The sequence below is a fragment of the Streptomyces sp. NRRL F-5122 genome, from assembly GCF_001507435.1.
GTDB classification, from domain to species: Bacteria; Actinomycetota; Actinomycetes; order Streptomycetales; family Streptomycetaceae; genus Streptomyces; species Streptomyces lannensis.
The window spans coordinates 1-15,693 of sequence record NZ_LMWH01000280.1 but is presented as its reverse complement, the minus strand read 5'-3'; the positions used below and the strand labels follow the sequence as shown (position 1 = coordinate 15,693).

Below are 15,693 nucleotides of genomic sequence, written 5' to 3'. Positions count from 1 at the left end.
CACGATCAGCGACGCCGACACCGCCGAACTCACCGACCGGTTCGCCGCCATGCCGCCCCACCCCGAGGTCCCCGCCGCCCTGCGCCGCCTCAACGACCACGGCTTTAGGCTGTTCACGCTCACCAACAACACGCCGGAGATGTCCGGGCGGCAGCTGGAGCGGGCCAGCCTGAGCGATCTGTTCGAGCGCCGCTTCAGCGTCGAGGCCGTGCGATGCCACAAACCGGCACCGGAGGTCTACCACTCGGTGGCCGGCGCACTCGAGGTCGATCCCGGTGCCATCTGCCTGGTGGCGTGCCACGTCTGGGACACGATCGGCGCCGCGGCGGCCGGCTGGCAGACGGCGCTCATCCTCCGCGAGGGCAACGCACCACTCGACGTCGGCCCGCAACCCGACTACATCGGGCAGGACCTCGATGCGATCGCCGACCAGTTGATCGAGCGGTTCTGAGCGCGTTGCCGAGGCTGCTCGGCTGGGGCGCTTTGCGACGAGGGCATAAAGCAGCATGGCCCTGCCAAGACATTCTTCGGCCGGGCATATCAGCAGGTCCGAGTTCACGGTCCGGTCGCCGCGTGGATGGTCACTGCCGGTTTCTACGGCATCCGTCTGGCGGCCGAGGTTCAGCAGCTCATTCACGGCGGATTGGGGGCGATACTCGGCGGCTGAGTGATGCCCTGCGGGGCGGGGTGGCGGGCGCGTCCGGTCTGCCCCACCGGTCGCGGCCCGAGTTCGGCTACGTCGGCCACGCTGGCCGGCCTGCGCGCGGAGGACGGCGGGGACGTCCTACGGGAGATCTCCCCGCACACCGACATGAAGATGCGCCACATCGCCGAACTCATCGTGTAGTGGGCCCTGACGGGACACCTCGCGGGCAATATCCGCCACAAGCTGTTAACGCAGCATGGAGACGCGCGCGACCCTGCGCCCCCGAACCCGGCTGACCGGTGCTCAGCCCCTGGCGCTGTCGTCAGGAACGCGCGAGCCGGGCCGCGAGATAGGGTGCGGTGGCGCTGCGGCGGGCCCTCGCCACCTTGGCCGGCGGGCCTGCCGCGACCACCCGCCCGCCCGCGTCGCCGCCGCCCGGACCGAGGTCGATGACCCAGTCGGCGGTGGCGATCGTGTCCAGGTCGTGCTCGACGAGGACGACCGTGTTGCCGGCGTCGACGAGCTGGTGCAGCTGTCGCAGCAGCAGCGCGATGTCCGAGGGGTGCAGCCCCGCCGTGGGCTCGTCGAGCAGGTAGAGCGCGTGCCCGCGGCGGGCTCGCTGCAGTTCGGTGGCCAGTTTGATGCGTTGCGCCTCACCGCCGCTGAGTTCCGTCGCGGGCTGGCCCAGCCGCAGGTACCCCAGTCCCACCTCGCGCAACGTCTCCAGACTGCGGGAGGCGGCCGGGACGTCGGACAGGAACTTGGCGGCGGCGTCGACGGACAGCGCCAGTACTTCCGCGATGTTCTTGCCGCGATAGGTGACTTCCAGCGTTTCGGCGTTGTACCGGGCGCCTCCGCAGGTCGGGCACGGCGCGTAGGTGCCGGGCAGGAACAGCAGTTCCACCGCGACGAATCCTTCACCCTGGCAGGTCTCGCACCGCCCTTCGGGCACGTTGAAGGAGAACCGCCCGGCCGAGTAGCCGCGCGCCCTGGCTTCGTCCGTCGCCGTGTACAGCTTGCGCACCGCGTCGAACATCCCGGTGTACGTGGCCAGGTTGGACCGGGGTGTTCGGCCGATGGGCCGTTGGTCGACCCGGACCAGCCGGTCGAACGACTCGACCCCCGACGCGTCCTGGACGTCGACCTCCAGCTGCGCCTCGTCGGGTTCCTCGGGTACGAGTCCGAGGTGGCCGCGGACGACCTCGGCGAGCACCTGCGTCACCAACGTCGACTTTCCGGAACCGGACACGCCCGTCACCGCCGTCAGTACGCACAGCGGTACGTCGACGGACACGTCGTGCAGATTGTGGCGGGAGACGCCGCTCAGGTGCAGCCAGCCGTGCGGTGTGCGCGGGCGGTGATCGAGCGGCTGGGCGCGCCCGAACAGGTACTGGCTCGTGGCCGACTCCCCGACCCGCTCAAGACCGGCGACCGGGCCGCTGTACAGCACGCGTCCGCCGCCCTCGCCCGCACCGGGGCCGATGTCGACCACCCAGTCCGCCCGCCGTACGACGTCCATGTCGTGCTCCACGACGAACAGCGAGTTGCCCGCCGCCTTGAGGCGGTCCAGCACGTTCAGCAGCGGTTCCGCGTCAGCCGGGTGCAGGCCCGCGGAGGGTTCGTCGAGGACGTAGACGACGCCGAACAGCCCCGAGCGCAGCTGGGTGGCGATCCGCAGGCGCTGCGCCTCGCCTGGCGACAGGGTCGTCGAACGGCGCCCGAGGCTGAGATATCCGAGGCCCAGGTCGAGCAGTACGTCGACCCGCGCGACCAGATCACCGCAGATCCGGACCGCGACCTCGGTCGTTTCCCCGGATCGGGCGGTCGGCGTGGTGGCGTCGGCCTCGGACCGCCCCGCGACGGGCCGCAGCAGCGCCACGACCTCGGTGAGCGGCATCGCGTTGATCTCGGCGATGGAACGTCCGGCGAAGGTCACGGCGAGTGCCTCGGGCCGCAGTCCGCTGCCGTGACACTCGGGGCAGGGCACACTCCTGACGAACCGGAGCGCCCGTTCGCGCATCTTCTCGCTCTTGGAGTCGGCGAGGACGTGCATGACGTGCTTGCGGGCGCTCCAGAACTTGCCCTGATAGCCGTAGTCGACGCGGTCCTCCTCCGGCTCGATGTACACGGAGGGCTGTTCGTCCGTGTACAGCAGCCAGTCCCGGTCCTTCTTCCTGAGCCTGCGCCACGGTCGGTCGATGTCGATCCCCAGGCCGCTCACGACACTGCGCAGGTTGGCGCCCTGCCAGGCGCCTGGCCAGGCGGCGATCGCCCCCTCGCGGATGCTCAGCGAGGGGTCCGGGACGAGCAGGTCCTCGGCGACGTCGTGCACGACGCCCAGTCCGTGGCACTCCGGGCAGGCGCCGGCCGCGGTGTTGGGTGAGAACGACTCGGCTTCCAGCCGTGCGGCCCGGGGCGGATAGGTGCCGGCGCGGGAGTACAGCATGCGCAGCAGATTGGACAGCGTGGTGAGGGTGCCGACCGTCGAGCGCGAGCTGGGCGACCCGCGTCGCTGCTGCAGGGCCACGGCCGGTGGCAGCCCGGTGATTTCCTGGACGTGCGGTGCGCCGACCTGTTGCAACAGCCTTCGTGCGTACGGTGCTACGGACTCGAAGTAGCGCCGCTGGGCTTCCGCGTAGAGCGTGCCGAACGCGAGCGAGGACTTGCCCGAACCGGAGACGCCGGTGAAGGCGACCATCGCGTCCCGCGGAACGTCGACATCGATGTTCCGCAGGTTGTTCTCACCGGCGCCCCGGACATGCACGAAGGGGTCGGTCGCGTCCTTGTCCACCATTCCTGATTACCTGATCACGCCGGGAACCGCGCGACAGGCGCCGTCACCGGGCCCCGCTCACACGAGCGCTCTTCCGCTGCTCGGCGACAGCATTGATCCTGCCTCCAAGACAGACTCGCTCGTGGTGATCCAGACGAAACGGCCTAGGCCAGGCCTAGGCCCGCCGCGGGCCGATAACGCCGAGTGTCAGTTCGTGAAGCCGGCGGCCGGTGGTAGTGATGTCGTATCGGCGCGCGTTACCGAGAGCCGCCTTAAGGCGGATCAGGCACAGGCCGGCTGCTGGATGGCCGTGAGCGTCCGGCCGGCTCCGTCCTCGCTTGCCATGTGGCGTGCCGCTCGCGCGGCGGCCCGGGTGTAGGACTGCTGCTTCACCACATGGTCGAGGGCGTCGGCGAGGCGTTCGGCCGTCAGTCCACGGAAGGGGATCGGGTCGGTCGCGGCGCCCAGTGCGGCAAGGCGCCCGGCCCAGAACGGCTGATCCGCACTCACCGGTACGGGGACCGCGGGCACTGCGGCGCGCAGTGCGGCGGCCGAGGTGCCGGCGCCGGCGTGGTGGACGACCGCGGCCAGCCGGGGGAACAGCAGCGCGTGGGGGACGTCCCCGATGGTGAGGACGTCGTCGCCGTCGGCCGCGAGGTGGGCGCTGCCGGCTTGGAGGATGCCGCGCAGCCCGGCGCGGCGCAGGGCGTGCACGGCGAGGCGGCTCAGCCGGTCCCCGTCGCCGGCCGCCATGCTCCCGAAGCCGATGAGGACGGGTCGGGGCCCGGCGCGAAGGAAGTCCTCCAGGTCCGCGGGCAGTTGTTGTGCCGGATCGTGGTGGGGCCACCAGTTGCCCACCACCTCAAGGCCCGGGCGCCAGTCGCGGGGGCGGGGCACCAGCGCGGTGCTGAAGCCGTGCAGGATCGGCCAGTTCGCCTTTTCGCTGCGCCGACGCATCCGGGACGGGGACAGGGGCGGCAGCTGGAGGCGGCGGCGCAGTGTGGTGACCGCCTGCGCGTAGACGTGGTCGGCCATGCGGCAGGCGAGGTGTGCGGCCATGCGGTTGGCGGGGCGGCCCAGTGAGCGGGTGCCGGTGACGACGGGCGGGAAGTCGCCGGTCGAGGCGGTGGGTTGGAGGTAGACACCCAGGCTCGGTGTGCCGGTGGCCTCGGCGAGGTGCCAGCCGAGCGGGGCCGTGGTCGTCGACAGCAGGAGCAGGTCCGTGCCGTCGGCGAGTGCGTCGGCGAAGCCTTGAGCGAGTTCGGTGACGAATCCGGCAGCGGCCTGCATCAGTTCCCGCTTGCCCCTGACGCCGCCGTGCGCCTGCGGGTCGGCGGGAAGTGGGCGCCATGCCAGGCCGGCGTCGCGTGCGAGACAGGCGAAATTGTCCCCGGTGGCCAGGGCGACGTCGTGGCCGGCTCGGCGCAGTGCGGCGCCCAGGCCCGTGTAGGGGGCGACGTCGCCGCGTGATCCGGCCGCGGCGATCAGGATCCTCATCCGTCCTCCTCTATGCCGCCAGGTCCGCCCGTGTGGCGGGCTGCGTTGGCGTGGATGGCCTGGCGCAGGTAGGCGGCCAGGCCCGGGCGCTGCTGCGAGGGCGGTACGACCAGGGCGAAGGCGCGCGGGTCGGCGGTGAAGTCGTCCGCGATGCGCCGGTGCATGTCGGGCGGGCAGGAGGTGAACCAGCGTGAGATGTGCAGGCGGTGCTCCTCGGCGAGGTCCATGGCCCGCTCACCCCCGCCGGGCTCCTGCTCGTCGAAGGCCGCGAGCAGCTCCGCGCGCCAGGCGGCGGCCTCGTTCATGAGGTGCCGCCAGTCCTCCTTGGTGTGGGCGGCCGCGCGCGCCATCGCCTCGCGCTGTCCGTCCGAGTTGGCCCACTTCAGCTCCGCCTCGGTGGCGTAGCTCAGGTCGAAGGCGACCTCGCCGAAGACTTCGAAGCGTTCCTGCGGAGTCAGCGCCACCCCGGTCTGCTGGACCTGTATCGCCCGTTGTGCCACCTCGGCCAGCCGCTGCAGCCGGGCGATCTCCTCACTCAGCTGGCGCTGCCGGGCCCGTAGCTGCTCCAGGGCGTTCGGCTGCGGGTCCTTGAAGATCGCGGCGATCTGATCGAGGGAGAAACCGAGTTCGCGGTAGAAGAGGATCTGCTGGAGACGGACCAGGTCCGCTTCGCTGTAGAGCCGGTAGCCGGCGTGGCTGCGGCCGCTGGGCGAGAGCAGCCCCGCCTTGTCGTAGTGGTGCAGCGTCCGTACCGTCACCCCGGCGAACGCCGAGACCTGTCCCACGGAGTAGCTCATCCGCCTCCCCCTTTCGTCCTATACAGCCTTCAGCCTGACGTAAGGGGAGGGTCAACTCGCGGTCGCCGCCGTCAGGCCTACAGTTCCCATGGCTTCCGCGCCTACCTGCGTCAACGCGGCATCGCGCACACCATCGCGGAGGCGACGGACCGGCAGCGGCACCGGCACCGGCACCGGCACCGGCACCGGCACCGGCACCGGCACCGGCACAACCGTGGCCCTGCGGGGCTGGCGGCCGCCAGGGTTCGGCCGGGAGACCTGCCGCCTCAATATCGTCGAACGCTGCTTTGACCGCTTCAAGGCCTTCCGCGGCATCGCCACCAGATACGGCCGCGCCTACGAAGCAGCGGTCGCACTCGCATCGTTCCCGTCCTGGGCGCAAGAGACGGGCCCCGCTGCTCCCCCCTCTCGTGTTTGACATCACCGAAGGCCATCCACCATGCTTCCATTAATTCATTAGTACAAGCATGGTGGAACCGAGGAAGGCGATGTGATCGACTACCGGATCGACCGTGGCAGCGGTGTTCCGGCCTACGTGCAGATCGTGGAGCAGACCGAACGGGCGCTCCGGATGGGCACCCTGCAGGTCGGGGACAAGCTGCCCACGGCCAAGGAGGTAGTGGCGGCGACCGCCATCAACCCCAACACCGTGCTGCGGGCCTACCGCGACATGGAGCAGGCCGGCCTGGTCGAACTGCGCCGCGGCCTCGGGACCTTCGTGACACGGTCGCTCGCCCGGCCCGGCGTGGAGGACGACTCCCCGCTGCGCGGGGAAATCGCCGACTGGGTCACGCGCGCACGGGCCGCGGGGCTGGAGCGGGCCGATGTCCTCGCCCTGGTCACAGCCGCCCTGGACGCCTACGACAGCAAGCACGACAGCACAACCCCGGGTGACCGGGAGCGAAAGAAGGAGGACGCATGACCGGGCCTGACGCGTCGGTCGCGCTGTGCGCCAGGGGGCTGGGATTCCAATACCGGCGGCGGGGCGGCCGGGCCCTGCAGGACTGCGAGTTCACGGTGCCCGGCGGTCGTATCACGGCACTCGTCGGACGCAACGGTGCCGGCAAGAGCACCCTGCTGCACCTGGCCGGCGGCCTGCTGCGACCCGGATCCGGGCAGTTGCGTGTGCTGGGTGCCGTACCCGGCACGTCCGAGGCCCGCGCCCGTGTTGCTCTGCTCACCCAGGACAAGCCGCTCTATCCGCGTTTCACCGTGGCGGACACCCTGTTGATGGGCGAGAAGCTGAACTCCTCGTGGGACCGGACCACCGCCGAGCGGATCGTCCGCGAGGGCGACATCCCGTTCCACGCCCGCATCGGCGAGCTGTCCCCCGGGCGGCGCACTCGCGTCGCGCTCGCCCTGGCGCTGGGCAAGCGACCCGAACTCCTTCTTCTTGATGAGCCGTTGGCCGACCTCGATCCCGTAGCACGAGGCGAGATCATGGCGGGGCTGATGGCCGAGGCCGCGGAGCGCGGCATCAACATCGTGCTGTCCTCGCACGTCCTGCCCGAACTCGAGGAAATCTGCGACTGGGTGCTGGTCCTGCAGGACGGCCGCATCAAGCTGAGCGAGGACGTCGAGGACTTGCGCCAAAGCCATGCCGTACTGATCGGAGCCGCCGACCAGGCCGGCACGCTGGCCGGACAGCACACCGTGGTGCAAAGCCGTACCAGCGGCAGACAGCTGACCGCCCTGATACGGCGGCACGGACCGCTGCGCGGCGACTGGCACGTCGAACGGCCCAGGCTGGAGGACGTCCTGATCGGCTACCTCCAGCCAGGTGAGCCGGGGCACCCCGCGCCCGCCGAGCGGACTAAGGCGGCGGCATGAAGGGCTCCTTCTGGCTCGCATGGCGCCAGCAGCGCGTGTCGGCCGGTATCGGCGCGGCCGCCCTCGTCGTCGCCGCGGCGATCGCTGCGTACTACCGCTCAGGCATGCTGGACGCCCTGCACAGCGGGCTGTTCGACCACTGCGCCACCGGGCCGCTGTACTGCACGCGGTCCGACACCGGCCTGCCGCTGCTGCTGGACATCGAGCCGCTGAAGTACCTCGGAGCGCTGAACATCGCCCTGCCTGTCGTCATCGGCGTCTTCTGGGGCGCCCCGCTGCTGGGCCGCGACCGGGAACTGGGCACACACCGCATGGTCCTCGCTCAGGGCGTGAGCCCCGGTCAGTGGTTCATCTCCCGGTTCGCCCTGGCCGCAGCGATCACCACCATCCTCTCGGGGCTGGCCGCGGGTGTGTTCGCCTGGTGGTGGCGGCCGGCCGCCGACCGGAGCTACGGCCTGTTCTGGTACGACAACACGGCTCTGAGCGGCTCGGGTCCCCGCGTCGTGGCGGCCGCCTTGTTCGGCCTGGCTGCCGGCACCCTGCTGGGCCTGCTGGCCCGCCGGGTCCTGGCAGCGATGGGTCTGACCCTTCTGGTGACGGGCGTGCTGACGCTCCTACTGGAGTGGACGCACTGGGCCCGGCTGCTGGTCCCACCACACACCTACGTCAGCGCCGGCAGCATCCCCAAACCGCCGATGGGTGAGAAGTGGTCGGCCGGCAACTACGGCCTGATCACCGCTACCGGCCGCCACGACGACGTGTTGAACTGCCCCTACCCGTCCGGCGCCCAGCTCAAGGAGTGCATGGCGGCGCACGGGTACGTGGCCCGCTTCTACGAGGCCAACCCGGCCGGCGACTACTGGACCTTCCAGTGGATCGACACCGCCGTCCTCGGCGGCCTCGCCGCTCTCCTCACGGTCGTCACCGTGCTGCTCCTGCGCCGCCGCGTCTGACGGCCCGCAATCACATCAGGCCCCATCACTTTCATCCTTTCTTTTCCATTCCGTCCCCTTAATCCCCTTCACCCCTTATCGGGATCCCCTTTTCGCACGGAGGTCGATCCGTCATGCCCGCTGACGCCAAGACGCCGAAAAAGCTGTGCAGCAACCGCGCCGCCCTCACCCACAAGACCGGTTACGCCCTGCGCCATCCCGGCCGCGTCGTCCCGTACCTGCGCCGGGCCGGCCGGGACGCGTGGCTGCGCCTGAAGCATCCCGACCACGTCGGCTACTACCGGGCCGTGATGGCCTCGGACACCCGCCGCAACCCGGAAGCCGCGGTCGGCAGCCAAACCCACGACCGCTGGCTGGCACTCGGGCAGATGCAGTTCGACTACCTCATCGAGCACGGGCTGCGCCCCGACCACCGCATGCTCGACATCGGCTGCGGCAACCTGCGCGGCGGCTGGCGCTTCATCAGCTACCTCGGCACAGGCAACTACTACGGCATCGACATCTCGCCCGACATCCTGATGGCCGCGAAGAAGACCCTGATCGAGCGCCGTCTGCAGGACAAGCTGCCCCATCTGACCATCACCGGCGACCTCACCCTGGACTTCCTGCCCGACGGCCACTTCGATGTCATCCACGCGCACAGCGTCTTCTCCCACTCCCCGCTGGAGGTCATCGACCAGTGCCTGGCGCACGTCGGACGTGTGCTGAGCGACACCGGGTTCTTCGACTTCACCTTCGACCGCACCGAGGGCGCCGAACACCAGGTACTGCGCGAGGACTTCTACTACCGCACCGACACCCTCCTGGCCCTGGCGCGGCGGCACGGTCTGCACGCGCAGTTCATGGAGGACTGGGAGAAGCGCCCGCACGGCCAGTCGAAGATACGTGTCAGCCGCTCGCCCCTGCCCACCGCCTGAATCGGCGCTGGTTGCGACATGCCGTCCGACAGGCCTCTTCCCCCGCAGCAGAGCGGGCCGGCGCGCCTGGCCGCAATAGACGGGCTCCGCATGGTGGCAGCGGTCATGGTGGCCGCGTACCACTTCCTCGGGACACCCACGCCGCACTTCTGGGGAAGGACCGCGCTGCGGGACTTCGCGCCGCTTCTGCATGAGATCAGCCGCTACGGCTGGCTCGGCGTCGAGTTCTTCTTCGCCATCAGCGGCTTCGTCATCTGCATGAGCTGCTGGGGGCGGACTCCCGCACAGTTCACCGTCTCCCGCATCGCACGGCTCTTCCCGGCCTACTGGTGCGCCGTGCTCCTCGTCGTCGCGCTCGTCCTCATCTCACGGATGGGCCACTGGCCCGCCGCCACCCGCATCGACCCTCGTACGGTCCTGGGAAACCTGACGATGGCTCCGGGACCGCTGGGGCTCGAACTGGTCGACAAAGTCAGCTGGACACTCTGGGTGGAGGCCCGTTTCTACCTCCTGATGGCCGTGCTGCTCGTCTTCGGACTGTCGTATCGACGGGTGTTGGCCTTCTGCGGAGCCTGGCTCCTGGCCGGTGTCATCGCTCTCGAACTCAAGTCGCCGCTGCTCGACGAATTCATCCTGCCTCGATACACCGGCCTCTTCGTCGCCGGAATCATCCTCTACCTCATGCACAGGTTCGGACAGAGCCTCCTGCTGTGGCTGCTGCTGTGTTTCGCCTGGTCCTACGAACTCACCGTGCTCGAATTCCGGGTGGCCGACCATGCCACCGTGCCCCCCGGCGAAAGCCCACCCTCCTGGGTCGTGTGCGCAGCCGTACTCACGGTCTGCCTCGGGCTGCTGGCGCTGGCCGGTCTGCAAGGACCACTGGCGAAGCTGCGATGGCGCTGGCTCATCACCGCCGGGGGGCTCACCTACCCCTTCTATCTGGTCCACCAAAGCATCGGAATTCCATTGGCCAAAGGTCTGGTTCGGGCATTTCCGAGCCTGGGGCCGTTGCCTTCGATCGCGGTTTCCGTCAGCTGCATGCTGGGGCTGTCCCTGCTGATGCACCTCATGGTGGAACGCCGGCTCGGACGCCTTCTGAGGCAACGGCTGACCCGGGACATGCGGCCTCGGAGCCTGCGCGTGAAGCCTGTTTCCACTCCCCTGCGGTAGTCCCACGACTACGCCCGAAGAAGGATCCCGCATGCCCTTCCACACGCGTACAAGACGGCCCCGAATACTCTTCGCCGCCGCAACAGCGGTGGCCACCGTCCTGGCCGTCGTACTGAGTCTGGCCCTGACGGTCACGACCTACGATCACACCTCGCCCCGCGCAGCCCGGGCAAAGGCATCGGGATCGGTGGCCGGAGACGTCGACTGCCGCACGGTGAAGTGCGTGGCCCTCAGCTTCGACGGCGGCCCCAGCCCGACGACCCCCCGGCTGCTGGACATCCTCCAACACGACGGTCTGCACGCCACGTTCTTCGTGCAGGGCAAGGGCCACATCGCGAGATACCCCGACATCCTGCGCCGCATCTCGGACGAGGGGCACGAGATCGGCGACCACACCTGGAACCACAGGAGGCTGACGGACCTCAGCAAGGCCGACGCCCGACAGGAGCTGACCCGGACGCAGGACGCCATCGAGCAGATCACCGGCACCAGGCCCGTCCTGATGCGTCCCCCGGAGGGCCGAACCAACCGCAAGGTGGCCGCGATCTGCCGGGACCTGGGGCTCGCGCAGGTGCTGTGGAGCGTCACGGCCAAGGACTACGAGACGACCGACTCGGCCCTGATCACCAAGAGGGTGCTCGACCAGACGCACCGCGACGGCATCATCCTGCTGCACGACCTGCACAAGGGGACTGTGCCCGCGGTACCGGGGATCATCAAGGCGCTCGAGCAGCGCGGCTACACCATCGTCACCGTCTCGCAGCTCCTCGCCCCTGCCAAGCCCCTACCCGGCATGGTCTACCGGCCGTAAAGGAGCGCCGCGAGCGCGTCCTTGAGCACGGTGTGTGCGGACGATCGCGGGTTCGGGGAACGGCCGGCACAGGTGCGGGCTCGCGGGTCACGAGGCGAGGTGGAGGTGTTGTCCGATCCTGTCGGTCGGCCCGTACGCCGCCGGGTGGGCGATCTCCGGTTCCTGTGCGGGGTCCGACCCGAGCGGCGGATCCGGGCAGGGCCGGCGCCCGTAGAACTCCGTGCGGCGCGGCCCCCGTGCGTGACGTGATCGGCCGGGGTACGGCTCGCCAGTTCACGGCTTCTTGGTGGCCCGGTGCACGAAAGCGGGAGGAAGGTTCGGCCACACCGTCCTCGAGCGTTCCAACCGGTCGAAGCGGTAGGCGAGTTCGGTGGTGAAATGACGGGCGGGCGGAGTCCAGGCCGCGTGCAGATAGGCGAAGGTGGTGAACCGGCCACCGGGCGCGAGGACTTCGGTCACGGCGTCCAGGATGTGCACGCGCCGCTCGCGCGGCATGACCGTCCACGGCAGCCCGGAAACCACCACGTCGACCGGTTCGCCCACCGTCGCGGCCAACTCGGCGGCCGACCTCTGTACCACGGTGAGCCGTGTGTCGCGCCGGGTGGCCGACAGCCGGGCCGCGAGCACCGGGTTGAGCTCGACCGCGACGACTCGTGCGTCGGGCACGAGCCGAGCAAGGATCGCGTCGGTGAACACCCCGGTCCCCGGACCAAGTTCCACAACGAGCCGGGCACGCTCCAGACCGATGCCCTCGGTCATCGTAAGCGCCAGCCGTCGTGAACTGGCGGCTACGGCACCGGTCGTGATCGGTCGTCTCAGGAACTCGGTGGTGATCGACATGGCGGCCATGCTGAAGGTGCCCCCAGTGACCGGACGTCGTATCCCCGGCCCGTGTCCGTACGACTGCGGGAGGACCCCGCGACGCCCCGCAGGACGATGCGGGTCAGCGGGCCCCGGCCGTAGCGTGAGGCGGTGCATCGGCTGATCGAGACCCTGCCCCGCCTGCGACGCAGCCACCCGTGGCTGACGGACATCCTGCTGGTCGTGCTGGTGGCCGTGCCCCCGGTGATCCGCTCGCAGCCGGGCTGGCGGCCTGTCTGGGTACAGGCGGGGATGTATGCCGCCCTGGTGCTGCCTCTGCTGTGGCGCCGCCGTCGGCCGGTGCTCGTCGCGGCCCTGGTGACGGCGGCGTTCTGGGCGCAGTACCTCGGACAGGTGTGGGGAGGGGAACCGGGGCGCGGCGCCGTCGCCCTGGCCGCGGTCCTGGCCACCCTCACGGTGCGTGGACTGCGCCGGGCCGCCGCGGCGACGGTGGTCTGTGCCGCAGGCTGCGTTGTGCTGTGGATTCCCGCCTGGCAGCGGCAATCCACGGGCCCGGACGGCCGCGGTGCCTGGCTCACCTCGCTCGCGGTGGCGCTCCTGCTGGCCGGGGCGTGGGTGTTCGGCGAGTACGTCCGCGCTCGGCGTGCCTATATCGCCGAGTTCGAACGCAGGGCCGAGCTGGCCGAGTCGGAGCGTCTCGCCCTGGCCCGGATCGCCGTCGCCGAGGAGCGGGCGCGCATCGCCCGCGAGATCCACGATGTCCTCGCCCACAGTGTGAGCGTGATGGTGCTGAACGCGGAGGGCGGCAGGCTGATGCGGCAGGTCGATCCCGCCGTCGTCGACCGCACCCTCGGTGTCATCAGCGCGACCGGCCGTGAGGCCCTGGGCGAACTGCGCCGGCTGCTGGAGGTGCTGCGTACTCCCGACGCGGACGCCTCAGCCGACGGCCCCGGCTCTGCACCCGGTGGGACCACCGAGTCCCTTGCGGCCGAACTGCGGCGGCTGGTCGGACGCCTCAACACGAGCGGCATGCGCGCCCGGCTGGACTTTCACGGAGAGCGGGGCGGTCTTCCTGCGGATCTCGCCATGCAGGCGTACCGCATCGTGCAGGAGGCGCTCACCAACGTCGTCAAGCACGCGCCACCGGACGCCACGATCCAGGTACGGGTCGACACCGGAACCGAGGGGCCCGGGCGGCTGGTCCGCGTCCGGGTGGAGAACTCGGCCGGAGCCGGAGGGCAAGCCGCCGCAGAGCGCCCCGCCAAGCTGTTCTCCTCCGGTCGCGGACTCACCGGCATGCGCGAACGCACCGCCCTGTACTGCGGGAGCGTCGACGCCGGGCCCACGCCCGACGGCGGCTACTGGGTCGCCGCCACGCTGCGCCCCGCCGAACCCAAGCCCGCCACGGCGACCCCATGAGCGGCCGAACCCCGGCCCCGGCTCCCCCTGCGTCATCGTCCCGGGTGCTGATCTGCGACGACCAGCAGCTGATCCGGATGGGGCTGCGCATGGTCATCGACAGCCAGCCCGATCTCACCGTGGTGGGCGAGGCCGCCGACGGCGACGCGGCGATCGCGAGCGTGGCCGCCCTGGAGCCGGACCTCGTCCTGATGGACGTACGCATGCCGGGTCTGGACGGGCTCGCCGCGACCGAACACCTCTGCGCGCAGCCCAATGGGCCCCAAATCCTCGTCGTCACCACCTTCGACCTCGACGAGTACGCCTACGCGGCCCTGCGTGCCGGCGCGAGCGGCTTCCTCGTCAAGGACGCCCCCGCCGAGGAGATCCTGGTGACCGTCCGTGCGGTGCTGCGGGGCGAGGTCGTGGTGGCACCCTCGCTCACCCGGCGCCTGGTCGAACGCTTCGTCCTGCAAGCGCCCGCGTCCATAGCCGCCCAGCACGACCGCCTGGCCGCGCTCACCGAGCGGGAACGAGAAGTTTTGACCTTGGTCGCCAGAGGACTGGCCAACGGCGAGATCGCCGACCGCCTCTTCGTCGGGGAGACGACCGTCAAGACCCACCTCGGCCGCGTCCTGACCAAACTCGGCCTCCGGGACCGTATCCACGCGGTGATCTTCGCCTACGAAAGCGGACTGGTACGGGTCGGGGACTGAAACGGCGAGAAGCAACCCACCGGGTGACCCGCATCGCTGTGGCGCGTGCTTGCCGCGTGGTACGCCACCCGCCGACAACGCCCGCGACCAACTGGCCTCGCACATGGACGAGTTGCATAGGCAGAGACAACGGAAGCAAGGAGGTGAAGCTGTCACGCGCCACCTCGTGAGCCCTGGCTGCAGCAGCCGGTGGTCGACGAACACACCGTCACACGACCCTCAACCGGATATATGTCTTCGGCCACCGGCCCGTCATCGCACTCACCCTGATCTGGCCGCTGACCCGGCACCCCGTCCTGTACGTGCGGGCGGCCGTCGCGATGCTCACGTCCGAGAACGGCCGGCCGCATCGCCTTTGCCGCGTTCCCCGTGGCACCACAGCGCCAATCCCCAGACACTTGCCGGCATCGAGCCCAACGCCGCCCAGGAGTGAAAGGGACGTGCAGCCTCGCTGCGCGAAGCCGGTTAGCATGAGCGGGCAGTGGGGCCAGGCGGTGCCGCACACAAACGGGCAGACGCCCTGGCACACGAGGTGACCCGATGACGTCATTGCTGGTCTACGCGACTTACCTCATAGTCGCGGTGTTGTACGTCTATGCCCTGGTCGACTGCATCAGAACGCCTGTGTCACGCATTCGCATGCTGCCCAAAGCCGGCTGGCTGATCATCATGATCCTGTTCCCTGTTTTGGGCGCCATCGCCTGGCGCAACCTGGGCAAGCGCTCCGCTTTCGCGGAGGATCGAACGGCTGCCGCCTGAGCTCTCCCTCATCGCTTACGACCAACTGATCGTTTCAGAATGAGTTGAGCTACGGCTCCTGCGCTCGGTGATCTTGGTCAGGAGGGTGTCCGGAGTGCCTGCTGGTCTTGTTCCCGACGACGTGTGGGGGCGGGTGGCTCCGCTGCTGCCACCGGCCGCCATCCGGGGCGGCTGCGTTTCCTAACCGAGCGGCAGTCGCCGGCAACCTATACGTGCTGCTGCGGACCGGCGTCATCCGGCGTGACATCCCCGCGGAGACTGTGGGCTGCTCCGCAGATCAATTCGCCACAAGGACCGTACAAGAAGGACATGGGGCCGCGGGCGCTGTCATGTGCGTCGGATGATCAGCACGGCCACGTCGTCGAGGTGGTTTTCCGCGACCGCGTCGTCGAGGATGAGGTCGGCGGTCTCCTCGGCGTTCAGCCCGTCATGGACGGCTTGGGCGGCCAGCTTTCCGGCTCGCTCCAGTCCGGCATCCAGTGTCAGGGTTGGTCCTTCGACCACACCGTCGGTGACCATGACCAGCGCGGCGTCCTTGTCCAGTGTGAAGGTTTCTTCCGGGTAGTCGGCGTCGGGCAGGACTCCCAGCACCGGGCCGCCCGGC

Annotated in this window: 15 protein-coding genes; 10 read left to right on the top strand and 5 right to left on the bottom strand. The window is 69.8% G+C overall.

Annotated elements, in window-relative coordinates; genetic code table 11:
* On the top strand, nt 1-451 hold a 451-nt coding region (locus ADL25_RS39755; protein WP_159045117.1), incomplete at its 5' end, for an HAD-IA family hydrolase.
* Nucleotides 452-968: 517 nt separating this feature from the next.
* On the opposite strand, the gene uvrA is transcribed toward ADL25_RS39755, so the two are convergent.
* The 3 genes from uvrA to ADL25_RS39735 form a co-directional block, all read right to left on the bottom strand.
* Complete coding sequence (gene uvrA / locus ADL25_RS39745) at nt 969-3,440, bottom strand: excinuclease ABC subunit UvrA (RefSeq protein WP_234381241.1); 2,472 nt, start codon at nt 3,438-3,440, stop codon at nt 969-971.
* Between the two features lie 261 nt (nt 3,441-3,701).
* Entirely contained in the window at nt 3,702-4,916 is a 1,215-nt protein-coding gene (locus ADL25_RS39740) for a glycosyltransferase (RefSeq protein ID WP_059132802.1), read from the bottom strand.
* Nucleotides 4,913-5,713, bottom strand: coding sequence for a MerR family transcriptional regulator (locus ADL25_RS39735; RefSeq protein WP_059132801.1), 801 nt, complete (start codon nt 5,711-5,713; stop codon nt 4,913-4,915). Before ADL25_RS39735 ends, ADL25_RS39740 begins: the two co-directional genes overlap by 4 nt.
* Before the next feature lie 490 nt (nt 5,714-6,203).
* Here ADL25_RS39735 and ADL25_RS39730 point away from each other — a divergent pair, with 490 nt between their 5' ends.
* The 6 genes from ADL25_RS39730 (at nt 6,204) to ADL25_RS39705 (ending at nt 11,394) form a co-directional block, all read left to right on the top strand.
* A complete protein-coding gene (locus tag ADL25_RS39730; protein WP_059132800.1) occupies nt 6,204-6,635 on the top strand; it encodes a GntR family transcriptional regulator in 432 nt (143 codons plus the stop codon).
* On the top strand, nt 6,632-7,543 hold the full coding sequence (locus tag ADL25_RS39725; protein WP_059132799.1) for an ATP-binding cassette domain-containing protein: 912 nt from the start codon (nt 6,632-6,634) through the stop codon (nt 7,541-7,543). The genes ADL25_RS39730 and ADL25_RS39725 overlap by 4 nt, the downstream gene beginning before the upstream one ends.
* The gene (locus tag ADL25_RS39720; RefSeq protein ID WP_059132798.1) at nt 7,540-8,496 is read left to right on the top strand and encodes a transporter; all 957 of its coding nucleotides are present in this window, start codon (nt 7,540-7,542) and stop codon (nt 8,494-8,496) included. Before ADL25_RS39725 ends, ADL25_RS39720 begins: the two co-directional genes overlap by 4 nt.
* 113 nt (nt 8,497-8,609) lie before the next feature.
* On the top strand, nt 8,610-9,413 hold the full coding sequence (locus tag ADL25_RS39715) for a class I SAM-dependent methyltransferase (protein ID WP_059132797.1): 804 nt from the start codon (nt 8,610-8,612) through the stop codon (nt 9,411-9,413).
* 90 nt (nt 9,414-9,503) lie between these two features.
* On the top strand, nt 9,504-10,583 hold the full coding sequence (locus ADL25_RS39710) for an acyltransferase family protein (protein ID WP_159045116.1): 1,080 nt from the start codon (nt 9,504-9,506) through the stop codon (nt 10,581-10,583).
* Between the two features lie 31 nt (nt 10,584-10,614).
* Nucleotides 10,615-11,394, top strand: coding sequence for a polysaccharide deacetylase family protein (locus ADL25_RS39705; RefSeq protein WP_059132795.1), 780 nt, complete (start codon nt 10,615-10,617; stop codon nt 11,392-11,394).
* 273 nt (nt 11,395-11,667) lie between these two features.
* Here the strand turns inward: ADL25_RS39705 and ADL25_RS39700 are convergent, their stop codons facing one another.
* Nucleotides 11,668-12,234 carry a class I SAM-dependent methyltransferase gene (locus tag ADL25_RS39700; RefSeq protein WP_059132804.1) on the bottom strand — a complete coding sequence of 189 codons (567 nt, stop codon included), beginning with the start codon at nt 12,232-12,234 and terminating at the stop codon, nt 11,668-11,670.
* A gap of 132 nt (nt 12,235-12,366) precedes the next feature.
* Here ADL25_RS39700 and ADL25_RS39695 point away from each other — a divergent pair, with 132 nt between their 5' ends.
* From ADL25_RS39695 to ADL25_RS39685, 3 genes are all read left to right on the top strand, one after another.
* The gene (locus tag ADL25_RS39695) at nt 12,367-13,635 is read left to right on the top strand and encodes a sensor histidine kinase (RefSeq protein WP_059132794.1); all 1,269 of its coding nucleotides are present in this window, start codon (nt 12,367-12,369) and stop codon (nt 13,633-13,635) included.
* Nucleotides 13,632-14,330, top strand: coding sequence for a response regulator (locus ADL25_RS39690; protein WP_059132793.1), 699 nt, complete (start codon nt 13,632-13,634; stop codon nt 14,328-14,330). The genes ADL25_RS39695 and ADL25_RS39690 overlap by 4 nt, the downstream gene beginning before the upstream one ends.
* A gap of 540 nt (nt 14,331-14,870) precedes the next feature.
* Nucleotides 14,871-15,089: a PLD nuclease N-terminal domain-containing protein gene (locus ADL25_RS39685; protein WP_059132792.1), complete on the top strand. Its 219-nt coding sequence runs from the start codon at nt 14,871-14,873 to the stop codon at nt 15,087-15,089.
* A 327-nt stretch (nt 15,090-15,416) separates the two neighbouring features.
* Here ADL25_RS39685 and ADL25_RS39680 read toward each other — a convergent pair.
* Nucleotides 15,417-15,693: SpoIIE family protein phosphatase (locus ADL25_RS39680; protein WP_159045115.1), on the bottom strand; the 277-nt coding region annotated here is incomplete at its 5' end.

Excerpts from the sequence above, each read along its gene's own strand:
- ADL25_RS39690 (WP_059132793.1), top strand. The coding sequence starts at position 13,632 with ATGAGCGGCCGAACCCCGGCCCCGGCTCCCCCTGCGTCATCGTCCCGG.
- uvrA (WP_234381241.1), bottom strand. The coding sequence starts at position 3,440 with ATGGTGGACAAGGACGCGACCGACCCCTTCGTGCATGTCCGGGGCGCC.
- ADL25_RS39735 (WP_059132801.1), bottom strand. The coding sequence starts at position 5,713 with ATGAGCTACTCCGTGGGACAGGTCTCGGCGTTCGCCGGGGTGACGGTA.
- ADL25_RS39685 (WP_059132792.1), top strand. The coding sequence starts at position 14,871 with ATGACGTCATTGCTGGTCTACGCGACTTACCTCATAGTCGCGGTGTTG.
- ADL25_RS39740 (WP_059132802.1), bottom strand. The coding sequence starts at position 4,916 with ATGAGGATCCTGATCGCCGCGGCCGGATCACGCGGCGACGTCGCCCCC.
- ADL25_RS39710 (WP_159045116.1), top strand. The coding sequence starts at position 9,504 with ATGGTGGCAGCGGTCATGGTGGCCGCGTACCACTTCCTCGGGACACCC.
- ADL25_RS39715 (WP_059132797.1), top strand. The coding sequence starts at position 8,610 with ATGCCCGCTGACGCCAAGACGCCGAAAAAGCTGTGCAGCAACCGCGCC.
- ADL25_RS39705 (WP_059132795.1), top strand. The coding sequence starts at position 10,615 with ATGCCCTTCCACACGCGTACAAGACGGCCCCGAATACTCTTCGCCGCC.
- ADL25_RS39725 (WP_059132799.1), top strand. The coding sequence starts at position 6,632 with ATGACCGGGCCTGACGCGTCGGTCGCGCTGTGCGCCAGGGGGCTGGGA.
- ADL25_RS39700 (WP_059132804.1), bottom strand. The coding sequence starts at position 12,234 with ATGTCGATCACCACCGAGTTCCTGAGACGACCGATCACGACCGGTGCC.
- ADL25_RS39720 (WP_059132798.1), top strand. The coding sequence starts at position 7,540 with ATGAAGGGCTCCTTCTGGCTCGCATGGCGCCAGCAGCGCGTGTCGGCC.